This window comes from Ramlibacter sp. PS3R-8 (assembly GCF_037572435.1).
GTDB lineage: Bacteria > Pseudomonadota > Gammaproteobacteria > Burkholderiales > Burkholderiaceae_C > Ramlibacter.
On record NZ_JBBHGT010000006.1, the window covers coordinates 248027 to 269842 of the forward strand.

The window sequence follows — 21816 nt, forward strand, 5'->3', positions numbered from 1 at the left end:
TCCCGCACCTTCAAAGACACCATGCCCCGCCTGAAACCCCTGCCGCCCGAGACCAGCCCGCAACTCAAGGCGCACTTCGACTTCTTCCTGTCCACATTGGGCTTCACGCCGAACAGCGTGCTGACCATGCAGCGCAAGCCCAAGCTCGTGAAAGCGTTCGCCGAGCTGAATGCCGCCGTGATGGATCCCGGGGGCGAGGTGGATCTCGGCTTCCTTCGCTTGATCGGCCACGTGGCCAGCAAGGCCGCCGGCTGCCTGTACTGCCAGGCGCACACGCTGCTGGGTGCGCACAACTTCGGCGTCACCGACGAGAAGCTGACGGCCGTCTGGAACTACCAGACCAGCCCGCTGTACAGCGAGAAGGAGCGTGCGGCGCTCGCCTTTGCGCTGGCGGCCGCGTCGCAGCCCAATGCAGTCACCGACGACGTGTTCGCCCGCATGCGCCTGCACTGGAGCGAAAACCAGATCGTCGAGATCCTCGGCGTGGTGGCGATGTTCGGTTTCCTCAATCGCTGGAACGACAGCCTGGCCACGCCGCTCGAGGCCATCCCGCTGGCCGTGGCGCGCGCGGCCGCGCCGCAAGGCGACTGGTCGCCGGGCAAGCACGGCCACCGCTAGAACAAACAAAAAAGGACGCCGCAGCGTCCTCTTCTGTCTTCCTCCCTCCCCCACTGGGGGAGGGCCGGGGTGGGGGCGCTGGGGGCGCTCCTCAGCCAGCCCCTACTGCGCCTGCTGGATCCCCGCAATCATCCACCCGCCCATGCCCTGCTTCGGCTTGGTCAGGTGCCAGATCTCGTTCAGGTCTTCCGGCACCGCGCCCGGCTCATCGCGCACGCTGCCCTGGAACCGCACGCTCACGATGTACTGGTTGCCTTCTTCGACAACGTCCAGCACCTGCGCGTTCAGGCCGAACACCTGCGTCTGCTGCGGCGCATCGCCGCGCGCGTCGATGTCCGCCTTGACAGCCTCGAACATCTCCGGCGTGAGGTAGCCGCGCAGCCGCACCAGGTCGCCGGCGTCGTTGGCCGCTTGAAGGGCCATGAACTGGTCTTCCGCGTTCTTGGCAAAGCCGACCGCGTCGAAGTCGGCGGGAATGAAGCCCACACCCGCCGCTGCGGCCGGGGCGGCACCCGAGGCACCCACACCACCACCGATGCGCGACCCGATCAGCGACCCGCCACGCGGCTGCATGGCGGGCTCATTGGCGCGATACGCATTCGGCTGTTGCTGCTGGCCGAACGGCCCGCCGACGCTGCCGACATGACCCGCGCCCGCCATCGCTCCGCCCTGCGCAGCAGCCCGCTTGCGCATGAAGAACCCGACCACCATCAGCGCGGCCATCACCAGCAAGGCGATCATCAGCATGTTGCCGAAGGCCTCACCCAGGCCCAGGTGCGACATCAGCGCGGCGATGCCCAGGCCGGCTGCGAGACCGGCGATGGGGCCCATCCAGCTGCGCTTGGCCGCTGCCGCGGCGGGCGCACCAGCCGCAGCTGCCGTGCCGGCTGCGGGCGCGGCCTGGCTCGGCGAATTGGTGGCGCCGGCGGGCGTGTTGGCCGGCGGCGCGGTCGTGGTCTGGCGCTGCATGCCGGTGGACTTGCCGCCGCCCATCCGGCGAGCGGCCTCGGCGTCGAAAGACATGGCCGTCATGCCCAGGGTCAGGACGACGGCGAACAGGGCGAGGGTTTTTCTCATGAGAGTCTCCTTGGAGAACATTACCGGACGCTGGAAGATAGCGCCCGGCCGGCGATAGTAAAAGCAGACAGATCCGCAGCTTTGTTCAGTCAAAACCGCACTTTACCCGTAGGTCGGGTTGCCGGAGCACCCCGACACACACGCGGATGTCGATTCCTATCATGCTCCTTCGTCGTGTCACACGGGGCGGCAGCTTGCCGTCGCGCTACCCAAGGAGCAACCCATGAACTACGTAGATGGATTCGTCCTCGCCGTGCCCACGGCCAAGAAGGATGCCTACCGCGCCCTCGCGCAAAAAGCGTCCGGCATTTTCAAGAAGCACGGCGCCCTGACGGTGGTCGAATGCTGGGGCGACGACGTGCCCGAGGGCAAGCTGACGTCCTTCACCATGGCTGTGCAGCGCAAGGACGACGAGGCCGTCGTCTTCTCCTGGATCACCTGGCCGTCGAAGGCCGTGCGCGATGCGGGAATGAAGAAAGTCATGGAAGACCCGGAGATGGACCACGACATGGCCAGCATGCCCTTCGACGGCAAGCGGATGATCTTCGGCGGCTTCCAGATGATCGTCAGCGCCTAGCGCGGCCCGACATGCTGCAGCACTTTCCCATGTACGCGTACATCCCGGCCAGGGACCTGGCCCGGGCGCGGCAGTTCTACGAAGCGAAGATCGGACTGCGGCCGAAGGAAGTGCGCGAGGGCGGCGTGGTCTACGAGTTCGGCAAAGGCACGGCGTGCTTCCTGTACCTCTCGCCGAATGCCGGCACGTCGCAGGCCAGCCAGGCCTTTTGGTCGGTGGAGGATGTCGACGGCCTGATCGTCAAGCTCAAGGCCAAGGGCGTGGTGTTCGAGGACTACGACCTGCCGGGGCAGAAGAGCCCGCAGGGCGCGATCACGGCGGGCGGCGCCAAGGCGGCGTGGTTCAAGGACAGCGAGGGCAACATCATGGCCCTCATCGAGGAGGTTTAGCCCCCTCTCCCCTCCGGGGAGGGCTGGGGTGAGGGGCCCCCCGGGCTTGACCGCAGCTCCATTCCGGCTCCAAAATGGAGCCGGATACGCGGAGGCCCTATGCCCAACTTCTCGATCAAAGACGTCCCTGAGGACCTCGCCGAAGCGCTGCGAGCGCGCGCGGCCAGAAACCACCGGTCGCTCCAAGGCGAATTGATGGCGATCATCACCGAGGCCGCCCAGCCAGCCAGCTCTGACGGGCCAGTTCGCCATCCGCAGCTGCAAGGATGGCGACGGGGCTCACGGACCATCGAAGACGTCGCAGCGGAACTGCGCGCGAAGCATCCGCAGCCCATGCGGCGCGGGCCGCTGGGCGTGGACATCATCCGTGAAGACCGGGACAGCAGGTGATCGCAAAGGCACCGGAGCGAGCGATCTACGTTGCCGAACCTCCGCCGCCCTACCTTGGCCGCCCGCCCCTTGTGGTGGACTGCAGCGTCCTGGTTGCCGTGCTGTTCCAGGAACCCTTGCGGGATGAGGCCCTGCGCAGCATGGCGGGCAGGTCTCTGCATGCACCAGCGCTCCTGGACAGCGAGGTAGCCAACGTCGCTGTGAAGAAGAGTCGAGGCGGTTTGCCGCAAGCAATGATCGGTAATGCGTTGGACATGTACGTGCAACACACCATCGAGCTGCATCGGCCGGACGTGCCAGGGCAATATGCGCTGGCCATCCGCTATGGCTTGTCCGCTTGCGACGCGGCGTACCTTTGGCTGGCTGGTGCGCTGCAGGCGCCACTGGTCACGTTCGACGCGAAGTTGGGGGCAGCGGCGCGTGACTACCTAACAGGAGCAAGATAGACCATGGCCACCCAACCCCCGCCCGAACCCCTCCCCCCGCTGAACCCTCAGCCCCAGCCCCCCACCGGACCGATGCCCATGCCGGAGCCGATGCTCCACCAGTGAGTCGAGTCGCTGGCTGAGCAGCGCCGACCCGGCAAGCGGAGCCGAGTCGAGGTTACAGTCGCCTTCCAATACAGGAGAGCATCCATGCCCATTCGCACCGCATCATTCACCAAGAGGCTCTCGGACAACGGGAAAGCACTGCATCGCGCCATGGCGAGCCGCAAGGCATCTGCCGGCGCCGACAAGTCACTGACGGAAGCCGAGACCGCCCTGGCCGAAGAGCGCAAGCAGCTCAAGGAGCAGCGGGCCCAGCGCAGGGCGCAGGGGCTGCTGCCCGGGCCGAGCCCCCTCGACAAGCTGGTGCGGACGCATCGCGCAGTGGCCAAGGACAAGCCCAAGGTCGCTGGAGAAGCGCAGGGCGCCAAGGACGCCAAGGAAGCCAAGAAGCCCAAGGCCACCAAGTCGCGCGCCGAAAAGCAGGAGCAGAAGTCCGCCGCGCTGGACGCCGCGCGCAAGACGTCCAAGAAGCCGGCGAAGTGAGGACGGGCGGCGAAGGCCGCCCCTGACGGAAGGCTGGACGCGTTGCCTGCGTGGCACCCGCGCCACGCAAGTGTCGCCCTTTGCGCCGGCCTTCCCTAAGATGCCAGACGAGGCCGGACCTCACCCGGCCGAAGGCCGCCGCCCGTGAACCTACGATCCGTAGTCTTCCTCGCCCTCACCTTCCTCTTCCTCGGCTTCGCCGTCGCCACCTGGCTGGATCGCATTCCCATCAAGGCATTGCGCAATCCGCAGGATCCGGACCTTCCCTTCTACATGCGCCAACCATCCTGGTGGGCGATCGCCAGCGCCGCTCTCGGCGTGGCATGCCTGCATGCAGCGCTGTACAGCCGGTTCTCGATGCTGGTGATGCTGGCGCTCGCGGCTGGCGTGTGGCTGGGTCTCGTCGCGCGGATGATGCTTGCGAAGGCGGTGTCCGAAGGGCGCGAGGCCGCTCCCATGCCGTGGTGGCGCGGCGACCTGGGCATCGCATTGGCGGGCGGCGCGGGCATCGCTGTTGCCGTGGCCCTGATGGCCAAGTCAGGCGGGCATGAGGTCGCTGCGTTCGTGGCGGTGGTGCTGGCGATCTGCGGGCTGGTGGCGGTGGGGAGGTGGATGGGGGCGGTGGTGGGGATGGTGGTGGCGGGAGAGAGGTGAGCAGCGCAAGGCGCTGCCCATGACCTACTCCGCCTTCGCGCCCGAGATCTTCACCACCTGACCCCACTTGCGGATCTCCGCGGCGATGAACCGGTCGAACTCGGGGCCGGTGGTCGGCGCCGGCTCCGAGCCGCGCTCGCGGATGAAGCGCGCCATCTCGTCGCCGCGCAGGATGTCGTTCACGTCCTTCTGCAGCCGCGCGACGATGTCGGGCGGGGTGCCTTTGGGCGCCATCAAGCCGAGCCAGCCCACGGCCTCGAAGCCTTTGACGCCGGGCACGCCCGATTCCGCCACCGTCGGCACCGCAGGCAACTGCGCCGAGCGCGTCGCCGACGTCACCGCCAGGGGCACCGCGCGGCCGGACTGGATGTGCGGCAGCGCCGCGGTCACCGAGTCCACCATCAGCGGCACCTGGTTGCCCAGGAAGTCGGCTTGCGCCGGGCCGCTGCCGCGGTAGGGGATGTGCGTGACGTACAGGCCCGCCATCGACTTGAACAACTCGCCGGACAGGTGCTGCGTGCCGCCGATGCCGGCACTGGCGTAGTTCAGCGAGCCGGGCCGCGCCTTGGCTTGCGCGGCCAGGTCCTTCATCGACTTGATGCCCGAGGCCGGCGTCGCCAGGAACACCAGCGGCACCTTGGCGATGAGCGAGATGCCGACCAGGTCCTGGGCCGGATCGAAGTTCACCTTGGCATAGAGCGTCTGGTTCACCGCCATCGCGCTGCCCGCCACCAGCAGCGTGTAGCCGTCGGGCGCGGCGCGCACCACGTACTCGCTGCCGATGTTGCTGCCCGCGCCGGCCTTGTTGTCCACGATCACCGGCTGGCCCAGCTTCTTGCCGAGCTGCTCGGCGAGGGCGCGCGCAAAGATGTCGGTCGCTTGGCCGGTCGGGAACGGAACGACCAGTCGGATCGGCTTGTCGGGCCAGGCGGCGAGGGCCGGGGTGGCGAGGGTGAAGGCGAGGCTGCAGGCGACAGCGAGGCGCGTGAACGCGCGGCGGGGCACGGAGTGGAAATGCATGAAGGGATTTTCGCATCGGGCGTGCACGCGACGCAGGTCGCGCAGGGGCGGCCCGGATAATCCCCGCATGCCCCCTCGCCTCGACCTGCTCACCCTGAGGGTCGTCATCGCCGTCGCCGACTGCGGCTCCATCAGCGCCGGCAGCGACAGCCTGCAGCTCGCCGTGGCGGCGGCCAGCGCGCGCATCTCCGCGCTGGAGTCCGAGCTGGGCATCCGCATCTTCGAGCGCTCGCCGCGCGGCGTTGAGCTCACTTCGGTCGGCCGGCTGCTGGTGCAGCGCGGCCGTGAACTGGTGGACGACGCCGACCGGCTGGTCACCGACCTGCGCGACTGGAGCCTCGGCCTGGCGGGGCACGTGCGCATGCTGGCCAACGCCTCGGCGCTGCTGCAGGTGGTGCCGCAGCGGCTGGAGGCCTTCATGCGCAGCCACCCGCGCATCCACGTCGACATCGAGGAGCGCATGAGCCCGGAGATCCTGGGCGCGCTGCTGGAGGGCCGCGCCGACGTGGGGGTGGTCGACGTGGCGACGCCTTCGCGCGGGCTCACGTTCTTCCCCTTCTTCCAGGACCAGCTCGCGCTGATCGTCCCGAATGGGCACTCGCTCGCGCACGAAGCCAGCGTCCGCTTGCCGCGGATCCTGAAGGAAAACTTCATCGTGATCGCCGGCACCAACGCGGTGACCACCCGCCTGTTCAATGCGGCCGCTGCGATCGGCGAGCCGCTGCAGGTGCGCATGCAGATGCGCAGCTTCGACGCCGCCTGCCGCATGGTGGCCGGCGGGCTGGGCGTGGCGGTGCTGCCGTCGGAGGCCCTGGTGCCCCAGCTGCAGCAGCTGCCGCTGAAAGCCGTGCCGCTGGACGAGGACTGGGCACGGCGCACGCACTACCTCGCACTGCGCATCGGCGAGGACGCACCGGCGGCTGCACGCACGCTGGTGGAGGCCTTGCGCAGCGAAGCGCCGGCGAGCTGAGCGCCTGCAGAACTGGCGCCGGCTTACCCGTCCTGGAGCACCGCCCACAGGGGCACGGCCTCGATCCCATCGGCGAGGCGGAAGCGCTGAGGGCCCGGATATGTCGGGGTCGGCTTCGCCGAACCCGACCTACGGGGGCGCGACACGGGATGGATACGCGGGTCTCTCCGCGTAGGTCGGGTTGCGCGAAGCGCACCCCGACATCAAGTCTCGACCAGGTTCACCGGCCGATCGACCACCAACCGACACCGCCCGCGCCCCGTCTTTTCTGCACCCCCTTGATCAGGTAGGCGTCACCCAGGAAGATGCTGTCGTTCGCCGCGACATGCTTCACCACCAGCGGCGGCAGAACGGCAGGCGAAGCCTTCGCAGGTGCAGCAGGCGCCGCCGCTGGCACTTCACCATGAAATTCGAAAGCACCGGTTTGGAATTTCATGGTGCTGTGCCTGCCGCCGCATAGCACCGGCGCCTTGGGTGCCAACCGTCCCGTCCCGTCCCGCCACCTCGCGGGTAAACGCGGATTTCGCCAGCCGCGAAAGCGCCTTTCGCGCGCACCGCTTGCGGTAGGGTGGGCTGGCTCGCAGACTCCGCCCATGAAAATCGCATCCGTACGCGCCACGCCGCTGAACCTGCCCGTCACCATGGGCAGCGGCGCCCGCGCCAAATCGACGTCTCTCTCGCTGTGCCTGGTGGACGTCGAACTCGACGACGGCCGCATCGGCACCGGCATGACCGCCATCACCGAGGAAGAGGTGATCGCCTCCATCGTCAACGACATCGCCAGCCACGCGCTGGTGGGCATGGACCCGTTGCGCCACGAGCAGGTGTGGGACAAGCTCTACTGGCTGCTGACGCCGCGCGGCCAGTCCGGCTACGCCAGCCACGCCATCGCGGCGATCGACCTGGCGCTGTGGGACCTCAAGGGCCAGATCCTCGGCCAGCCCGTGTGGCGCCTGATGGGCGGCGCGCGCAGCCAGGTGCCGGTGTACGCCACCTTCGGCTTCGCCTTCTTCGACCGCGACGAGCTCGCAGCCGCCGCGAAGGCCTGGGTGGAGCGCGGCTTCAAGCGCCTGAAGATGACCGTGGGCCACCACGCCTTGCAGCGCCGCGACGAGCCGCGGCCGCTGGCCGACGTGATCGCCGAGGACGTCAAGCGCGTCGAGGCGGTGCGCAACGCGGTCGGGTCCGACGTGCAGATCTTCATCGACGCGAACTGCAGCCTCGACTACTTCCACGCCTCGGTGCTGGCGCAGCGCATCGAGGACTTCGGCATCGCCTTCTTCGAAGAGCCGGTGTCGCAGAACGACATCCCCAACCTGGTCAGGCTGCGCGGCAAGACCCGCATTCCGCTGGCGGCGGGCCAGAACGAAGGCCTGGCCAGCCGCTTCCGCGACATGTTGGTGGCGCAGGCGGTGGACGTGGTGCAGCCCAACGCCTGCATCAGCGGCGGCTACACGCAATGCCTGCGCATCGCGGGCATGGCTGCGGCCTTCAACACCCAGTTCGCCAACGGCGGCGCCTGGCCGCACCACAACATGCACCTGCACGCGGGCTTGGCCAACGGCTCGCTGGTGGAGTACCACTCGGTGGCCGTGGAAGTGTGCAAGCAGGTCTTCGACGACCTGCCGGAGCCGAGCCAGGGCATGCTGGCGCTTCCCGACGTGCCGGGCCTCGGCTTCCGCCCCAACCGCGAACGCATCGCCGAACTGGCCAAGCGGCCGGGATCGCGCGGCGTCGGCAAGGCCTGATGCTCTGCACCAGGACCCCCGTAGGGTGGCGCGCGCCAGCGGCGGAAGGTGAGCGAAAGCGGAACCCCACCGTTCAACGACGAAACACAGGAGACAAGAAGATGACAGCAGTTCTTTCCCGCCGCGCCGCCCTGGTGGCCGTCGCCTCGCTCGCCCTCGCGGCGCCCTTCGCGCACGCGCAGCAGGCCTATCCGAACAAGCCGATCCGCCTGATGGTGGGTTACTCCGCCGGCGGCGGCGTCGACGCACTGTCCCGCATGCTGGCGCAGCGCCTGTCGACGGTGCTGGGCCAGCAGGTGGTGGTGGAGAACCGTGCCGGCGCCACCGGCATGATTGCGGCGGACCTGGTCGCGCGCTCCGCGCCGGACGGCTACACGCTGCTGATGGGGGAAAGCGGCCTGCTGATCGCGCCCTTCCTGCAGGCCAAGAGCCCGATCGACCCGCTGAAGGCGCTGGTGCCGGTGGCCGGCACCTTCATCGCGCCGCTGATGATCGTGGCCAACAACGACGTGCCCGCGAAGACGCCCAAGGAGCTGCTCACGCTGCTCAAGGCGAACCCAGGCCGCTACTCGTACGCGACATCCGGCGTGGGCACCGTGCACCACCTTGGCTTCGAGCTGCTGAAATCGCAGAGCGGAAGCTTCGTCACGCACATCCCGTACCGCGGCGCCGCGCAGATCATGCCGGACGTGATCAGCGGCCAGGTGCCGATCGGCGTGGTCAGCGCCGCTGCCGGCCTGGCCCAGGCGAAGTCGGGCAAGCTGCGCGCGGTCGGCATGATGAACACCGCGCCGCTGGCAGGCGGCGAAAACGTGCCCGCCATGGCCGACGCCATGCCCGGCTTCAACGTGGCGCCGCGCCTGATGCTGCTGGCGCCGGTGGGCACGCCCGCTGCCATCATGGAAAAGTTGAACGAGGCGGCGCGCACCGTGCTGGCCAGCGCCGACTTGGCGCAGGCCGCTGCGCTGCAGGGCGGTATCCCCGCCTACATGGAGCCCGCGCAGCTGGGGCCGGAGATGCAGCGCGAGTCCGCGAGCTGGGCCGCCATCATCAAGGCGCAGAAGATCTCGGCGGAATGACGATGGCTGCGAGCAAGCCCTGCATCGGCCTGGTGGTGCCGCCGGCCCATGGCGAGGTGCCGCAGGACGCGGCCATGCTGTACGGCGACCGGTACCGCTTCATCGCGCGCGGGCTGGGCATCGGCGGCGTGTCACCCGAAGGCTTCGCGCCGGTGGTGGACACCATCGTCGACCGCGCCGTCGAACTGCGCCAGGCCGGCGCCGAGGCGATCTCGATGATGGGCACGTCGATCAGCTTCTACCGCGGCCCGGAGTTCACCGAGTCGCTGCGCCGCGCCATGCAGGAAGCGACGGGCGTGCCGTGCACGACGATGAGCCATGCGATCGTGCGAGCGCTGCGAGAGCTGGGCGTGCAGCGGGTGGCGGTGGCGACGTCGTACATCGACGAACTGAACGAGAAGTTGGTGGCGTATCTCACCCACAGCGGGTTCACTGTGACGGCGATCGAGGGGATGTCGATCACGGGAGTGAAGGAAGTGGGCGAGGTGAGCACGGAGGCGCTGGTGGCGCTGTCGAAGAAAGTCTATGCGCAGGACACTTCGGCGCAGGGTGTGTTCATCTCGTGCGGGGGGTTGTTGACGTTGGATGCGATTCGGCGGCTCGAAGACGAACTGGGGATCCCGGCGACGGCTAGTTCGCCGGCGGGGTTTTGGGATGTGGTGAGGGTGGGGGGTGGGGATGGCCGGGCGGAGGGGTTCGGGCGGCTGTTCGCGTAAGAGCGCAGGTTGCCGCGAAGTTCGGACCTGAGGCTGCGCGCCCGTGTGGCGGTGGCGTGGCTGAGCAGCCGCGTGGGCTCTTAGCCCAAGAGCACGCTGACCGCGAAGGCTGGAGTCGGGTATGACCGCAAGGCCCCGGCGGCAATGCAGACCATCCTGGGTAAACAAAACAACATTCCTGGATCATTTTTTCGATCTTTCTCGACAAATATGAATACCCCTGGGATATACTTTTCTAACCCCTGGATAGCTATTTCGCACGTCCTGGGAACCGAAGGAGCCTGCATGTATCCCGCCCAAGATTCGCTTCCCACCCCCATTGGAACGCTCGACAGCCTGCTCGAAGATGGAGATACGTCGGCGAAGCCACATAAAGTGTTCATCGCGCACAACCTGGGCAATCGCGCATTTCTGTTCTCTATCCCCATGCACGACTTCCATTCGATGTCTGCTGTGGCCAACGAGCGTGGCGCGAATGGCGAACCAGTCGCTCAACGAAAGTTGGACGAAGCGCACGCGGCAAAGCTGGCGCGTTTCATCCTCAAGGGGCTTGTTTCGGCGGCTATCGAGCGCCGCATCATCATGAAGAAGCCTGAGTTCCCCGCGCTCAACTCCGTTCTCGAGCGAATGGGAGGACAACCGTACCTGTCTCTTCAACCTATCGTCGCCAACATCCGCACGAGTGATCCACGCGGCGCCAACCTTCCCGGCTCGCGCATGATCACGAAGGAAGAGGAAACCGCCTGCTTCAAAGTGATGCTGTCCCAGCGCGATATCTTGTGGGTCGTGGATGGCCAACACCGTCGCAAGGCTATGGACCTCGTCTTTGAGTTCCTGAACGCAATTCAGTCGTCTCATCGCTATCCGAAGAAGGGCAACCTCTTCGTCACCGACACCCCCGACATCTCAAAAGAGGACCTCGCCGTCTGGGCTGAGTGCCTGGAAGTCGCACGCGGGTTTTGCACTGTAACGGTGGAGGCACACCTGGGGCTGGACGTCGATCAAGAGCGTCAGCTTTTCCATGACTTGAACAACCTTGGCAAGAAGGTCGAAAAGAGCCTTGCGCTGCAGTTCGACAGCTCGAACCCTATCAACCGTTTCATCAAGGAAGTGCTGATAGATGATGTGCTCGGAATGGAGCCGGTGGAGAAGGACATCGTGAACTGGCAGGAGGACACAGGGCAGCTGACATTCAAGGACATCGTGGCAATTAACGCCCATCTATTCCTAAACAAGACCAACATCAGCGGTGCTACGCCGGCGGAAGTTGACGCTCGCAAGGATGTTGCCACTGCCTTCTGGACAGCGGTGAACGCGATCCCCAACTTCGGTAAACCTGGAGCGAAGATGAAGACGGTCGCGGCCCAACCCGTTGTGCTCAAGGCACTCGCGAAACTGACTTTCGATTACGCATTCAGCAAGCGCAAGTCGGTCGATTCGGAGGAGCTCCTCGATCGCCTGCTCAAAGGAATTCCTACCCTTGACTACTCACACGCTAACCCGGCGTGGCGGTATTACCAGTTCTCTTCAGCCGAGCGGCAACAGGCTGGTGTGGAGGACCTCAAGGAGTATCTTCCGTCTGACGACGAAGGCTATAACCGCGACTTAGGTGCCTTCGACCCAGCCGCGAAAGTGATGCGCTTCGGCGCGAAGCACAACGACATTTATCCGATCATTGGTGACATGTTCCGTAAGGAATTGGGGCTCCCCGCTCGCCACGAGAAGCAAACGAGCGTCTCCGAATTGTGATTTCGCGTGATCGAGGCCCCGCAAAAGCGGGGCTTCTTTTTTGCTGGTCCGACGTTCTCAGTTTTCCAGGGTCCAAAGGCCAGGAGACCTTCAGCACCGCAGCAGCGGCGAGAGCGGCGCCAAGAAAGACAAACGGGCTTGTCGGATAAAAGTAATCGAGGACTGGAATTGCTTGGCCATGGACTCGCGAGAGCGGGGTGGCCAGCGCGCCTCGCGTTTCGCGTCGATAGCCGCCAGCACCTGAGGATGCGTTCCATCGGAAGACGTGCGGAGCGCTGATGCTGACGGTCGATTCATGCTTGATTGGCTCGGGGAGAGCGGTTTCGTCGCGATGGCGGGCGCGCATCGTCTGGTGCGGTCCGATTTCGCCCGAGGGCGACTTTCCTGGGCAGGAGTAATAGAGATAGAAGAAGAAAGTTTGATTTCCTGTCGGCGCGTCATTGGAGACTGGGAGCGTCGCGGCCATGCAGCTAGCTTCCGATCCTGAGCCCCGGGCCTGGTGATTTTTCACCCATTCGCTCACAATACGCAGGCTCCAACAGATGCCAGACCAATGTTCCTGGCGTCGGCCAACACTGGAATGGAATGAACGACAACGTTATTGAAAAGCTCGAACGACTCAGACAGGGGCACAAGGCTCGCGTCCTTGACCTGTTCGCAGGTTGCGGTGGGCTGTCGCTAGGATTTCATTTCGCAGGGTGCAACATCAGCGCCGCTGTGGAATTCGACAAGGACGCTGCACGGTCCCACGGACTTAACTTTCACGGCGGTGACGCGAAACATAGCGAGGCAATCGATATCACCGTCACCTCGCCACGAGCGCTCGCAACGAAGCTGAAACTTGGGCCGGTCAAGAAATGCATAGACATCATCGTTGGAGGTCCTCCATGTCAAGCCTTTGCGAGAGTTGGACGATCCAAACTAAGGCAAGTGGACGAGCATCCCGAAGCGTTCATTCATGATCCACGAGCGAAACTCTATCAAGAATATCTGCACTACGTCGACCAGTTCGAACCTGTTGCGGTCGTAATGGAAAATGTTCCCGACATGCTTAATCATGGCGGGCGAAACATTGCAGAAGAGACTTGCGAGGTGCTTGCCAAAAGGGGGTACACCTGCAAGTACACGCTCTTGAACGCGGCGTTTTATGGTGTCCCACAGATGCGGGAAAGAATGGTGCTAATTGCTTACCGCACAGAAGCTGGGGTAGCCGTGTCGTTTCCTCATCCTACTCACTGGCTGAAGCTGCCCCCAGGATACGAAGGCTCTCGAGCAGTCGCGCTTAAAACGGTGAGGGCATTGACGAGTGCCCACTCGTACCTTGAGCCGCCGGTAGCGTCGCCTGACCTGCCGCCTGCAATTACCGCCGAGGAAGCAATCGGGGATTTGCCAGGGATCAACGCCCAAGAGCTTCTAGCGAAGCGTCAACTGAGTCGGGGTGCGCGTCGGTTTGACATACGTATGCCGTATGACCTCGCACGACCCGCTTCCAGGTATGCAGAGCTCATGAAAAAGTGGGTGGGCTTTGAAGCGCCTGCAGAAGGACTCTTGGACCACGTCATTCGGTACTTGCCGCGCGATTACGCACTCTTTGCGCGGTTACAGCCTGGCGACCAGTATCCAGAAGCACACGCCCGGGCAGTGAAAATGTTCGAACAGCAACTTGAAAAGTTGCGGTCTACGGGTGAGTCAATCCGAGAAGGCACGAAGAAGTATGAGGAACTGAGGAAGTCGATCGTTCCCCCGTACGATCCCAGTAAGTTCCCGAATAAGTGGCGAAAGATGTGGCGAGATCAGCCCGCGCGTACCCTTATGGCGCATCTTGGCAAAGACGGCTACAGCCACATTCATTATGACAATCGTCAAGCGCGGACCATTTCGGTTCGCGAGGCGGCGCGGCTACAGTCCTTCCCGGACGGCTTTACGTTTTGCGGGACCATGAATCCAGCATACAAGCAGATCGGTAATGCAGTCCCCCCGCTGCTCGGACGGGCCATTGCCGAAAATGTCCTTCAGGCGCTTGGCGTCGTTCGGAAGCAAAAAGGCACCGACCCCGACGTGACTTGGCTCAAGGCTGCCTAGGCGCCACTGCCCACGCAGAGATCGACGGCAGTAAACGGGCATGCTCTTTGTCATTCTTCGCCTCCTTCGGCACAACGAGCTCGGCGTCTTTCACGCATATCGAAGACGGGGGAAGGAAAGGGCGAAGCAACGTGCGATCAACTTCGATGGCGAAGTGGTGGATCGCGTCTTTCCAGCTGCCAAGGATACAGACGACATTGCATTATTGCTTCGCTACCAAGTTGACGACGGCGTGGGGATCAAGGCGCAGCGCTTGAGACGGCAGCACAAAAACTGGCGTCTTGAAGGGAACTGCCCGGAAGATTACTGCTACGACTTTGTCGAACCCGGCTGCCTGTTTGCGATGGTCGTAGATGCGGGACAACGTCCGGCGCTCGGAGCCTGGGCGGTGTACGCAGTCGACAACCAAGCTACGAAGGCCATTCTGGCGGATGGTGAGAGTAACGGCTTGGCAGGCCGCTCTATGGTGGCACTCCATGGCGACGAGGGCCGACGCACCCTGGCCGTTTTACAGAAATCCAAACCTGATCTTTTCATGCCAGAGGAGTCCCCTGTGACCAAGCCAAAGCCCGCGATGACCATGGCTGCCGAGGATCGCAGCGTACGGTTGCCGCCCAATGCAAGACGTTTGGTACGGATTCTGGCGTCCGTCGGCCACACACTGCCGAGCGCGGTAGCGGATATCGTCGATAACGCGATCAGCGCGGACGCGACTGACATCCGCATTACGTTCGGAAGACCGGATTCCGGGCATGGGCGATGGATGACGATCGCGGACAACGGACGGGGGATGGACGCCGCACGGCTCGCGGAAGCCATGCGTATCGGAAGCGAGACCGATTATGAAAGTGATGACCTCGGAAAATACGGCTACGGCTTAAAGGGGGCCTCCTGGTCGCAGACCGACTGCTTCACCGTTGTCAGCAAGGTGATGGGCCAGCCAGCGGCGCACCTTACGTGGGACGTGGCACGGATGGATTCGTGGGATGCACAACGAAGCGACCTCGATCCCTGGATTGCAGCCCGTACAGAGATTCCCGAGCACGGCACGTGTGTGCTGTGGCGCAGCATGCGCCCCCCTCGCAGCACGCCTGCGCTTCGCGGTCTTGACCCCTACACCGCAGAGGTTCAGGAGCTCCACAGGCATCTGGGCTTGGTTTTTCACAGGTTCATCGAAGGCAAGGTTCCCGGTCGGAAGAGAGTCATCATCCGAGTCGAAGGGATCGTTGTGGAAGCTAACAATCCAGTAGGGCACTCTGCAACCAAGGCGTACGACATGAAATCGGTCAGAGTTCCAACACCCACCGAGAACGCAACCGTTCGCGTACAGGCATTTCTTCTGCCGTCGGAGCAAGAAGTGAAGGCGATCCATGGTACGGACGTGGACGCTGCCCGAATGGAACTGGACCGGTTGGGCATGTACGGTCGCCGCAATGAGTCGCAGGGTCTTTATGTGTACCGGAACGGCCGACTTATCCAGTGGGGTGGGTGGCACCAGATGTGGACGACTAGTGACGAGAAAACAAAATTGGCGCGTGTAGTCGTTGATTTCGACAGCACTCTGGACGACCAGTTCGATGTGAACATCAGCAAGCGGATGGTTACGCTTTCGCAACAGCTGCAAGCAGAGATAAAGCGGCTTGCGGTCGACGCTCGAAATGACAGCAAGAAGAAATACGTTTCGTCCAGCCGAGTCCTGAGTTCAGGCCGTGCTTCAGGATCTTCGGCGACTTCTGCACTCACGAAGTTGGCAACAACTGCGAAAACAAGCACCCCAGCTGCGAACGAACGAGCTACGACTACAAGCGCCACTTCGGACCTTCCGGTGGTGCGGTTGGTCAAAACTGACGCGTTCGCGTGGAAGCTGATGAAGGGAATGACGGGCAAGCAGGAAATTCAAGTCAGCGGCACCCAAGTTGAGTTGTGCAACCTGCTCGCTTCGATAGCGACGGATGCCGTCAGACTCAAGGCACTGGCCGAATTCCTAACTAGGCTAGATCAAGCTGGTGCGCAGAAGCTCCTTGTATCAACGACGGCGCCAAAGTGAGTCTCGTTCATGTTTTGAAGACTGAGCCGAGCGGAGGCTCCTGGACCGATCGGTTAAACGGCAGCGACTGGTATCACTGGGCACGCCACGAGCGGATGCTGCGGGCCAGCGGAAAGTGGCAAGAGCAGCAGGTCGACTCTGTGGCTGCGGCTTCGCTTCGGATTCTTGGCAGACTTCCCGATCCTGGTCCTTCCAGGAAATTCCAGGCCAGGGGCTTGGTTGTTGGGTATGTACAGAGCGGAAAAACCGCTAACTACACAGCCCTTGCTGCACGGGCGGCTGATGCCGGCTACAGAATCGTGATTGTTCTTTCCGGCATTCACGAATCACTTCGGACGCAGACACAGAACAGGCTGGAGCGGGAGCTCACGGGGCACCAGCCAGGTGGGGTAGGCCCAGCAGAGATCGGACACGACTGGATCGCCCTCACGCGTCCAGGGGAGGATTTCCGAAAGATCGATGAACGCAGTCTGCAGAGTCCGTCACCCTTCCTCATCGTGGCAAAGAAGCACACCACGATTTTGCGAAAACTGGATGAATGGCTGGATTCGGCTGCGCGCTTTCTCGTGAACAAGCCGATTCTGCTTATTGACGACGAGGCGGATCAGGCTTCCATCAACACAAGGGGCAATCGCGAGTTCGATCCTGATGAAGAGGAAGACCAGGATCCTGAATCGTCCCCCTCGATTACTAACGCGCTGATTCGTCAGATCCTTCGTCGCGCTCCCATGGCGGCCTACGTTGCATACACGGCAACGCCGTTCGCGAACATTCTCATAGACCCAACGGGATTTGATCGAATCGTGGGCGAAGATCTGTTTCCGAAGGACTTTGTGATTCAGCTTCCGCGTCCTGCGGGCTACACCGGCACTGAAGAGCTCTTCGGCGTCGGCGCACAGGGTAGGCAGGTTTTGCAGTTGGTGCCGGAAAGTGATGCCACCGCACTGCGAACCACGCGTCGCCGCAAGTCTGCGGAAATTTCGTTGTCACCTCAGCCCTGGGGACTACCTGCGTCGCTCACTGAAGCCATTCTGGCCTTCTGCGTAGCAGGCGGCGTCAGGACCCTTCGGGAAGTCACGCTCAAGGCCCATACGATGCTAGTGCACGTATCGGCGAGGAAGCAGGATCAGGCGCGCGTTGCGGAACAGGCGAACGAACAGCTCTCTTTCTGGAGAGCTGCGCAAGCGCAGAGTCAGGACCTGCGCCCCCTCCTTCTTGAGACGTGGAAGAAGTTGAAGAACGGTGTGGTTCCGCCCGCTGGGGATCAAGAGGTGGTAGAGGCTGCGCTAAAGGTAATGAACAGCGTCGAAATCCTCGTTCTGAACAGTGACACAGGTGAGGAACTCGAATATGAAGCAAAGGCCGGCCGCCACTTGATTGCAATCGGCGGAAACCGGCTTTCGCGCGGGTTGACGTTGGAAGGACTGACAGTCAGCTACTTCCTGCGGACCGCAGCCATGGCAGACACGCTACTTCAAATGGCGAGATGGTATGGATTTCGGCAAGGCTATGAAGACCTCATTCGAATTTGGACCACGGATACCGTGGCTCGGTGGTTCGGCGAGCTTGCGCTCGTCGAGCAGGCCATGCGGGATTCCATACAGGCGCTGGATCGCGCAGGTCGAAGCCCTACTGAAATGGCCATCCGTCTACGGGCGCATAGCGAGCTCATGCTCACTGCTCGCAACAAGTCTTCCATGGCCAAGCTGGAGCAGAATACTTGGTCAGGGGAGCACCCTCAGACCGTCCTGCTACCACTGAACGAGACAGAGAAACTTAAGAGCAACCGTGATCTTGCGGCTCGCTTGATGCGGGAGTTGACACCCGAGCGCCAAGCGCACGGCGGATATATCGCACATGACGTCCGCGCCAAGACTGTTGTGGACTTTCTCCGCGCATATGAAGTGCACGAGGACATCGTCGCCCTCCGACCGCGAGCCCTGGCAAGCTGGATTTCTGAAAGAAACGGAGCCGAGGAACTTACCGACTGGACAGTCTTTATTGCCAGTCCTGAGGGTCGCACATCGGTTCCACTTGGCGCCAAGCAGATAGGGCTGGTCGAACGGACAAGGACAAGCAGCGAATCCATCGGCACACTTCTTGACCCGCGCCATGAAGGGGTAGATCTGTCCGGTGGCCCTGGCGCGTACCGTCGTGAGGGAGGAGCATACGACGCGGAAGCCATGCGTGCGGCCCGGCCGGCAAGCCATGGCCTGCTGATTGTCTATCCACTGGATCCCGTGCACCTTGGCGTCACTGAAGTTGATTGCGTGATTGCGGTGGGTCTCAGCTTGCCATTCACCAGTGACGAGGATTCTGAGTGGATCGTCAACGAAGGGCTGATCAATGGTTGATGGGCCGACGATGGAGCTCTGGGCGAGGCTGCGCACCAGAAGACCGCTGAGCGACGACGGTTTGGAAACCGAGCCGGCTGAATCACATGCAGCTCTGCACGGCGTTATGTACGGCATGGACCATCGTGGTGATCTCCATCTTCTGGTTCCGGTAGACGGGCCGCCACCGCCTCAGCGACCACCGGATCTTCGTGGCCTGCGCGTTCGACATCGCATACTCACAGGCCTTGGAGACTATCTCGACCTGTTCACCGCGCCGTGTCATGCGAGCATCTTCTCCGCCCTATGCGTCGAGATATTGAACGGGATGCACGATCAAGGGCGTCGACCCTGGGAACTTGTCTTCGCCACGATTCGCGCTTGGCATAGCGCATGGAAGGCGTTGCAGCCTGGCATGGACAAATCCGTTCAAGTGGGGCTTTATGGGGAACTTCTCGCGCTGGAGCACATCATGATTCCCGCAATAGGAACGCGTGCCGTGTACAACTGGAGCGGTCCCCTCCAAGAACGACATGACTTCGTCGGAGAACACATTCACGTGGAATGCAAGACAACCCGCAAGCGCAGGCATGAGCATGAGATCTCTAGGGTTGATCAGCTACGGGTACCGGTGGGGCGAAAGCTGATCGTTATCTCGGTGCTCCTGGAGGAGTCCCTCGCGGGGCCTGCTACTGTTGCTACTCGGATTGATGCAATTTCAGACGCCTTACGAAGAGATCCAAGCGCTTCTGATGACTTCCAGGCGAAGCTTGTTCAGCTCGGGTGGTCTGATGAGATGCGTCGAACCGGGGAGCTGATCCGCTTTCAATCGGAGTTTGGCTCTCTAATCCTGGAAGTAGACCAAGCGTTCCCGCGTCTGCCTGACGATTTCACGCTGCCCCCAGGCGTCGTGGCGCTGAGGTACACAGTTGACTTCGCCAATCTTCCCGGCTTGGGACAGGACGAAATACTTGAGGCCGTGAAACAGGGGTTTCCTCAGGGAGCAACGTAAGGGCAAACCGAGTGGATATCGTAAGCCCACAAGCCCGTAGCCGCATGATGAGCGGCATCCGCGGCAAGGACACGCACCCCGAGAGGGCGGTGAGATCCCTCGCTCACGGACTCGGACTGCGTTTCAGACTCCACCGGAAAGACCTTCCAGGAAGACCTGATCTGGTGTTTCCGAAGTACAAGACAGTCGTCTTTGTCCACGGCTGCTTCTGGCATCGGCATGACTGCGGACTTGCCGCGACACCAAAAACCCGCCGGGAGTTCTGGGAAGCTAAGTTCTCTTCGAACGTTGCGCGTGACGCAAGAAATCGTGCGCTTCTTGAAGACCGCGGGTGGCGAGTGATCGAGGTATGGGAGTGCGAAACGGGCGACGAGTCCCGGCTGGAGAGAAGGCTTCGAGAATTGTTTTCATTGAGCCATTAAAGAGGCCGAAGCATGCCGTTAGCAGGCGGGTCGCGCATCTCACTACAGCAGTTCCAAAATGGAGGGCAGAAAGTGGCTGGACTTAACTGCCGACGATTCAGGATGGGGACGTCGTCGCGCCCCAGACTCGAGGCCGCCGGCCGCAGCAGCGTTGCCGCCACCATCGAGCACTCCGCCGAACAGGTCTCCCAGGCGGCCGACGTGCCTGCTGGGGATGTGCGCTTGGCCATCAGGCCGGTGACGACTCAGGCCAGCCCAGACAGCCTCTCCTTCAGCAGCCAGCGCGCTCCCGCAACCAGCTTCTGCGCCACAGTGCGGCTGACTCATTTGGAGCCGACGATCTCCCCGAGCACGTCGTTCCTGCACACCTAGTTCGACGCCGCGGCCGGCGCGCGTAGGTGATGTCGTGGCTGATGCGCTATCCGTCGGCTCAGTAGCTAGCCCGCCCCCCCGACAAATCAAACACCGCACCGGTGCTGAACGCACAATCCTCCGACGCCAACCACCCAATCAACGAAGCTGCCTCGTCGACCTGCAGGAACCGGCCCATCGGAATCTTGGACAGCATGAAGTCGATGTGGGCCTGGGTCATCGAGTCGAAGATCGCCGTCTTCGCCGCGGCCGGGGTGACGGCATTCACCATCACGCCCTTGGTGGCCAGCTCCTTGCCCAGCGACTTGGTCAACCCGATCAGTCCCGCTTTCGACGCGCTGTAGTGGGATGCGTTGGGATTGCCCTCCTTGCCGGCGATCGAGGCGATGTTGACGATGCGCCCGTAGCCCTGGCGCAGCATGTGCGGCACGATGGCGCGGCAGGTCAGGAAGGGCGCAACCAGGTTGACCTCGATCACGCGCCGCCACGTCTGCGGATCCAGCTCCCAAGTCGTGCCGTTGCCGCCGGTGATGCCGGCGTTGTTGACCAGGATGTCGATGCGGCCGCCGTGCCGCGCCAGGGTGTCATCCACGGCTTGCTGTACCGCGCCTTCTTCGGTGAGCTCCACGGAGTGGGTGCTCACCGGGCCCAGCTTCGACAAGGCCTCGCCGGCCTGCGCCAGCGCCTGTGCGTCCAGGTCCCAGATCGCCACGCCCGCGCCCGAGCGCAGCATGCGTTCCGCCACCGCATAGCCGATACCGCGGGCACCGCCCGTGATGACCGCGATGCGGCCTGCCAGATCGAGTTGATTCATGCCTCTTTTTCCATGTTGGAGGTTGCTGTGCGCACAGTGTGATGCTAGCATGCGCACATGAGCGAACCCGAGCGGTCTCCGCGTGAACGCGCTTACGTCGACATCAAGGCCGCCCTGCTGCGTGGGGATTTCGCGGCCAGCCGGATGCTGTCGCTGCGGGAGCTGTCGGATCGCTTCGACTGCCCTATCGCCGCCGTGCGCGATGCCGTGATCCGGCTGGAATGCGACCGCCTGTTGCGCGTGCATCCGCAGCGCGGCATCCAGGTGATGGAAGTCGACCTGGACTTCGTGCGCGAGGCCTACCAGCTGCGCCTGATGATCGAGCTGGAGGGCATGCGGCGCTTCATCGAGGACCCGGACCTCGCGGCGCTCGAAGGGCTGGAGCGTGAGACGCGGGCCTGCCTGGACGCGCTCGCCACCAACCCGGACGCCGAGGCGATCGAACGCGCGGCCCAGGCTGACTGGGCGCTGCACCAGCTGATCGTGGGCGCCCTGCGCAGCAAGCTCATGAGCGACATCTACCGGCAGAACCGCGAGCGCCAGCGCCTCATCGGCCGGGCTTACGACTTCCGCCCCGCACAGTACGCGAGCGCCGCGCTGTCCGAGCACATGGAGTTCCTCGCTGCGTTGAAAGCGCGGGACCGCGAACGCTCGGCACGGCTGCTCGAGGACCACATCACGTCGGCGATGCGCCGGCAGATCGGCGTCTGAACACG

Annotated in this window: 22 protein-coding genes; 18 read left to right on the forward strand and 4 right to left on the reverse strand. The window is 63.4% G+C overall.

Annotation, left to right across the window (positions count from 1 at the left end; all coding sequences use genetic code 11):
• The first annotated feature begins 21 nt into the window (after positions 1 to 21).
• Positions 22 to 618, forward strand: coding sequence for a carboxymuconolactone decarboxylase family protein (locus WG902_RS19590; protein ID WP_340061884.1), 597 nt, complete (start codon positions 22 to 24; stop codon positions 616 to 618).
• A gap of 102 nt (positions 619 to 720) precedes the next feature.
• On the opposite strand, the gene WG902_RS19595 is transcribed toward WG902_RS19590, so the two are convergent.
• Positions 721 to 1695, reverse strand: coding sequence for a Tim44 domain-containing protein (locus WG902_RS19595; protein WP_340061885.1), 975 nt, complete (start codon positions 1693 to 1695; stop codon positions 721 to 723).
• 223 nt (positions 1696 to 1918) lie between these two features.
• Here WG902_RS19595 and WG902_RS19600 point away from each other — a divergent pair, with 223 nt between their 5' ends.
• From WG902_RS19600 to WG902_RS19625, 6 genes are all read left to right on the forward strand, one after another.
• Positions 1919 to 2272, forward strand: a complete 354-nt coding sequence (locus WG902_RS19600) for a DUF1428 domain-containing protein (protein ID WP_340061886.1) — start codon at positions 1919 to 1921, stop codon at positions 2270 to 2272.
• Positions 2273 to 2301: 29 nt separating this feature from the next.
• A complete protein-coding gene (locus WG902_RS19605; RefSeq protein WP_340061887.1) occupies positions 2302 to 2661 on the forward strand; it encodes a VOC family protein in 360 nt (119 codons plus the stop codon).
• 99 nt (positions 2662 to 2760) lie between these two features.
• Positions 2761 to 3051 (forward strand): FitA-like ribbon-helix-helix domain-containing protein, encoded by a 291-nt coding sequence (locus WG902_RS19610; protein WP_340061888.1) that lies wholly within the window; start codon positions 2761 to 2763, stop codon positions 3049 to 3051.
• 74 nt (positions 3052 to 3125) lie between these two features.
• The gene (locus tag WG902_RS19615) at positions 3126 to 3497 is read left to right on the forward strand and encodes a type II toxin-antitoxin system VapC family toxin (RefSeq protein WP_340061937.1); all 372 of its coding nucleotides are present in this window, start codon (positions 3126 to 3128) and stop codon (positions 3495 to 3497) included.
• A 189-nt stretch (positions 3498 to 3686) separates the two neighbouring features.
• A complete protein-coding gene (locus tag WG902_RS19620) occupies positions 3687 to 4082 on the forward strand; it encodes a hypothetical protein (RefSeq protein ID WP_340061889.1) in 396 nt (131 codons plus the stop codon).
• Positions 4083 to 4226: 144 nt separating this feature from the next.
• The gene (locus WG902_RS19625; RefSeq protein WP_340061890.1) at positions 4227 to 4736 is read left to right on the forward strand and encodes a hypothetical protein; all 510 of its coding nucleotides are present in this window, start codon (positions 4227 to 4229) and stop codon (positions 4734 to 4736) included.
• A gap of 24 nt (positions 4737 to 4760) precedes the next feature.
• Here WG902_RS19625 and WG902_RS19630 read toward each other — a convergent pair whose 3' ends face one another.
• Positions 4761 to 5756 (reverse strand): Bug family tripartite tricarboxylate transporter substrate binding protein, encoded by a 996-nt coding sequence (locus WG902_RS19630; RefSeq protein WP_340061891.1) that lies wholly within the window; start codon positions 5754 to 5756, stop codon positions 4761 to 4763.
• Positions 5757 to 5823: 67 nt separating this feature from the next.
• On the opposite strand from WG902_RS19630, the gene WG902_RS19635 reads away from it, so the two are divergent.
• Positions 5824 to 6726: a LysR family transcriptional regulator gene (locus tag WG902_RS19635; protein WP_340061892.1), complete on the forward strand. Its 903-nt coding sequence runs from the start codon at positions 5824 to 5826 to the stop codon at positions 6724 to 6726.
• A gap of 220 nt (positions 6727 to 6946) precedes the next feature.
• On the opposite strand, the gene WG902_RS19640 is transcribed toward WG902_RS19635, so the two are convergent.
• Positions 6947 to 7162 (reverse strand): hypothetical protein, encoded by a 216-nt coding sequence (locus WG902_RS19640; protein WP_340061893.1) that lies wholly within the window; start codon positions 7160 to 7162, stop codon positions 6947 to 6949.
• A gap of 157 nt (positions 7163 to 7319) precedes the next feature.
• Here WG902_RS19640 and WG902_RS19645 point away from each other — a divergent pair, with 157 nt between their 5' ends.
• The 9 genes from WG902_RS19645 to WG902_RS19685 all read left to right on the forward strand — a co-directional run bounded on the left by WG902_RS19645 (position 7320) and on the right by WG902_RS19685 (position 19914).
• Positions 7320 to 8474: a mandelate racemase/muconate lactonizing enzyme family protein gene (locus WG902_RS19645; RefSeq protein ID WP_340061894.1), complete on the forward strand. Its 1155-nt coding sequence runs from the start codon at positions 7320 to 7322 to the stop codon at positions 8472 to 8474.
• Between the two features lie 101 nt (positions 8475 to 8575).
• Entirely contained in the window at positions 8576 to 9553 is a 978-nt protein-coding gene (locus tag WG902_RS19650) for a Bug family tripartite tricarboxylate transporter substrate binding protein (protein WP_340061895.1), read from the forward strand.
• Positions 9550 to 10269, forward strand: a complete 720-nt coding sequence (locus WG902_RS19655) for an arylmalonate decarboxylase (RefSeq protein ID WP_340061896.1) — start codon at positions 9550 to 9552, stop codon at positions 10267 to 10269. The genes WG902_RS19650 and WG902_RS19655 overlap by 4 nt, the downstream gene beginning before the upstream one ends.
• Before the next feature lie 285 nt (positions 10270 to 10554).
• Positions 10555 to 12018 carry a DNA sulfur modification protein DndB gene (locus WG902_RS19660; protein ID WP_340061897.1) on the forward strand — a complete coding sequence of 488 codons (1464 nt, stop codon included), beginning with the start codon at positions 10555 to 10557 and terminating at the stop codon, positions 12016 to 12018.
• A 585-nt stretch (positions 12019 to 12603) separates the two neighbouring features.
• On the forward strand, positions 12604 to 14100 hold the full coding sequence (locus WG902_RS19665; protein WP_340061898.1) for a DNA cytosine methyltransferase: 1497 nt from the start codon (positions 12604 to 12606) through the stop codon (positions 14098 to 14100).
• 40 nt (positions 14101 to 14140) lie between these two features.
• A complete protein-coding gene (locus tag WG902_RS19670) occupies positions 14141 to 16147 on the forward strand; it encodes an ATP-binding protein (protein ID WP_340061899.1) in 2007 nt (668 codons plus the stop codon).
• Positions 16144 to 18501 carry a Z1 domain-containing protein gene (locus tag WG902_RS19675; RefSeq protein WP_340061900.1) on the forward strand — a complete coding sequence of 786 codons (2358 nt, stop codon included), beginning with the start codon at positions 16144 to 16146 and terminating at the stop codon, positions 18499 to 18501. The genes WG902_RS19670 and WG902_RS19675 overlap by 4 nt, the downstream gene beginning before the upstream one ends.
• A gap of 10 nt (positions 18502 to 18511) precedes the next feature.
• Entirely contained in the window at positions 18512 to 19492 is a 981-nt protein-coding gene (locus WG902_RS19680; RefSeq protein WP_340061901.1) for a PD-(D/E)XK motif protein, read from the forward strand.
• An 11-nt stretch (positions 19493 to 19503) separates the two neighbouring features.
• Positions 19504 to 19914 (forward strand): very short patch repair endonuclease, encoded by a 411-nt coding sequence (locus tag WG902_RS19685; RefSeq protein WP_340061902.1) that lies wholly within the window; start codon positions 19504 to 19506, stop codon positions 19912 to 19914.
• A gap of 430 nt (positions 19915 to 20344) precedes the next feature.
• On the opposite strand, the gene WG902_RS19690 is transcribed toward WG902_RS19685, so the two are convergent.
• Positions 20345 to 21100 (reverse strand): SDR family NAD(P)-dependent oxidoreductase, encoded by a 756-nt coding sequence (locus tag WG902_RS19690; RefSeq protein ID WP_340061903.1) that lies wholly within the window; start codon positions 21098 to 21100, stop codon positions 20345 to 20347.
• Between the two features lie 57 nt (positions 21101 to 21157).
• Between WG902_RS19690 and WG902_RS19695 the strand changes: the two genes are divergently transcribed.
• Positions 21158 to 21811: a GntR family transcriptional regulator gene (locus tag WG902_RS19695; RefSeq protein ID WP_340061904.1), complete on the forward strand. Its 654-nt coding sequence runs from the start codon at positions 21158 to 21160 to the stop codon at positions 21809 to 21811.
• Positions 21812 to 21816: the final 5 nt, after the last annotated feature.

Bases quoted from the DNA above. Each gene is read 5' to 3' on its own strand.
- WG902_RS19645 (WP_340061894.1), top strand. From the start codon at position 7,320: ATGAAAATCGCATCCGTACGCGCCACGCCGCTGAACCTGCCCGTCACC.
- WG902_RS19620 (WP_340061889.1), top strand. From the start codon at position 3,687: ATGCCCATTCGCACCGCATCATTCACCAAGAGGCTCTCGGACAACGGG.
- WG902_RS19605 (WP_340061887.1), top strand. From the start codon at position 2,302: ATGTACGCGTACATCCCGGCCAGGGACCTGGCCCGGGCGCGGCAGTTC.
- WG902_RS19610 (WP_340061888.1), top strand. From the start codon at position 2,761: ATGCCCAACTTCTCGATCAAAGACGTCCCTGAGGACCTCGCCGAAGCG.
- WG902_RS19640 (WP_340061893.1), bottom strand. From the start codon at position 7,162: ATGAAATTCCAAACCGGTGCTTTCGAATTTCATGGTGAAGTGCCAGCG.
- WG902_RS19665 (WP_340061898.1), top strand. From the start codon at position 12,604: ATGAACGACAACGTTATTGAAAAGCTCGAACGACTCAGACAGGGGCAC.
- WG902_RS19655 (WP_340061896.1), top strand. From the start codon at position 9,550: ATGACGATGGCTGCGAGCAAGCCCTGCATCGGCCTGGTGGTGCCGCCG.
- WG902_RS19690 (WP_340061903.1), bottom strand. From the start codon at position 21,100: ATGAATCAACTCGATCTGGCAGGCCGCATCGCGGTCATCACGGGCGGT.
- WG902_RS19660 (WP_340061897.1), top strand. From the start codon at position 10,555: ATGTATCCCGCCCAAGATTCGCTTCCCACCCCCATTGGAACGCTCGAC.
- WG902_RS19595 (WP_340061885.1), bottom strand. From the start codon at position 1,695: ATGAGAAAAACCCTCGCCCTGTTCGCCGTCGTCCTGACCCTGGGCATG.
- WG902_RS19680 (WP_340061901.1), top strand. From the start codon at position 18,512: ATGGAGCTCTGGGCGAGGCTGCGCACCAGAAGACCGCTGAGCGACGAC.
- WG902_RS19695 (WP_340061904.1), top strand. From the start codon at position 21,158: ATGAGCGAACCCGAGCGGTCTCCGCGTGAACGCGCTTACGTCGACATC.
- WG902_RS19590 (WP_340061884.1), top strand. From the start codon at position 22: ATGCCCCGCCTGAAACCCCTGCCGCCCGAGACCAGCCCGCAACTCAAG.
- WG902_RS19635 (WP_340061892.1), top strand. From the start codon at position 5,824: ATGCCCCCTCGCCTCGACCTGCTCACCCTGAGGGTCGTCATCGCCGTC.
- WG902_RS19600 (WP_340061886.1), top strand. From the start codon at position 1,919: ATGAACTACGTAGATGGATTCGTCCTCGCCGTGCCCACGGCCAAGAAG.
- WG902_RS19630 (WP_340061891.1), bottom strand. From the start codon at position 5,756: ATGCATTTCCACTCCGTGCCCCGCCGCGCGTTCACGCGCCTCGCTGTC.
- WG902_RS19650 (WP_340061895.1), top strand. From the start codon at position 8,576: ATGACAGCAGTTCTTTCCCGCCGCGCCGCCCTGGTGGCCGTCGCCTCG.
- WG902_RS19670 (WP_340061899.1), top strand. From the start codon at position 14,141: ATGCTCTTTGTCATTCTTCGCCTCCTTCGGCACAACGAGCTCGGCGTC.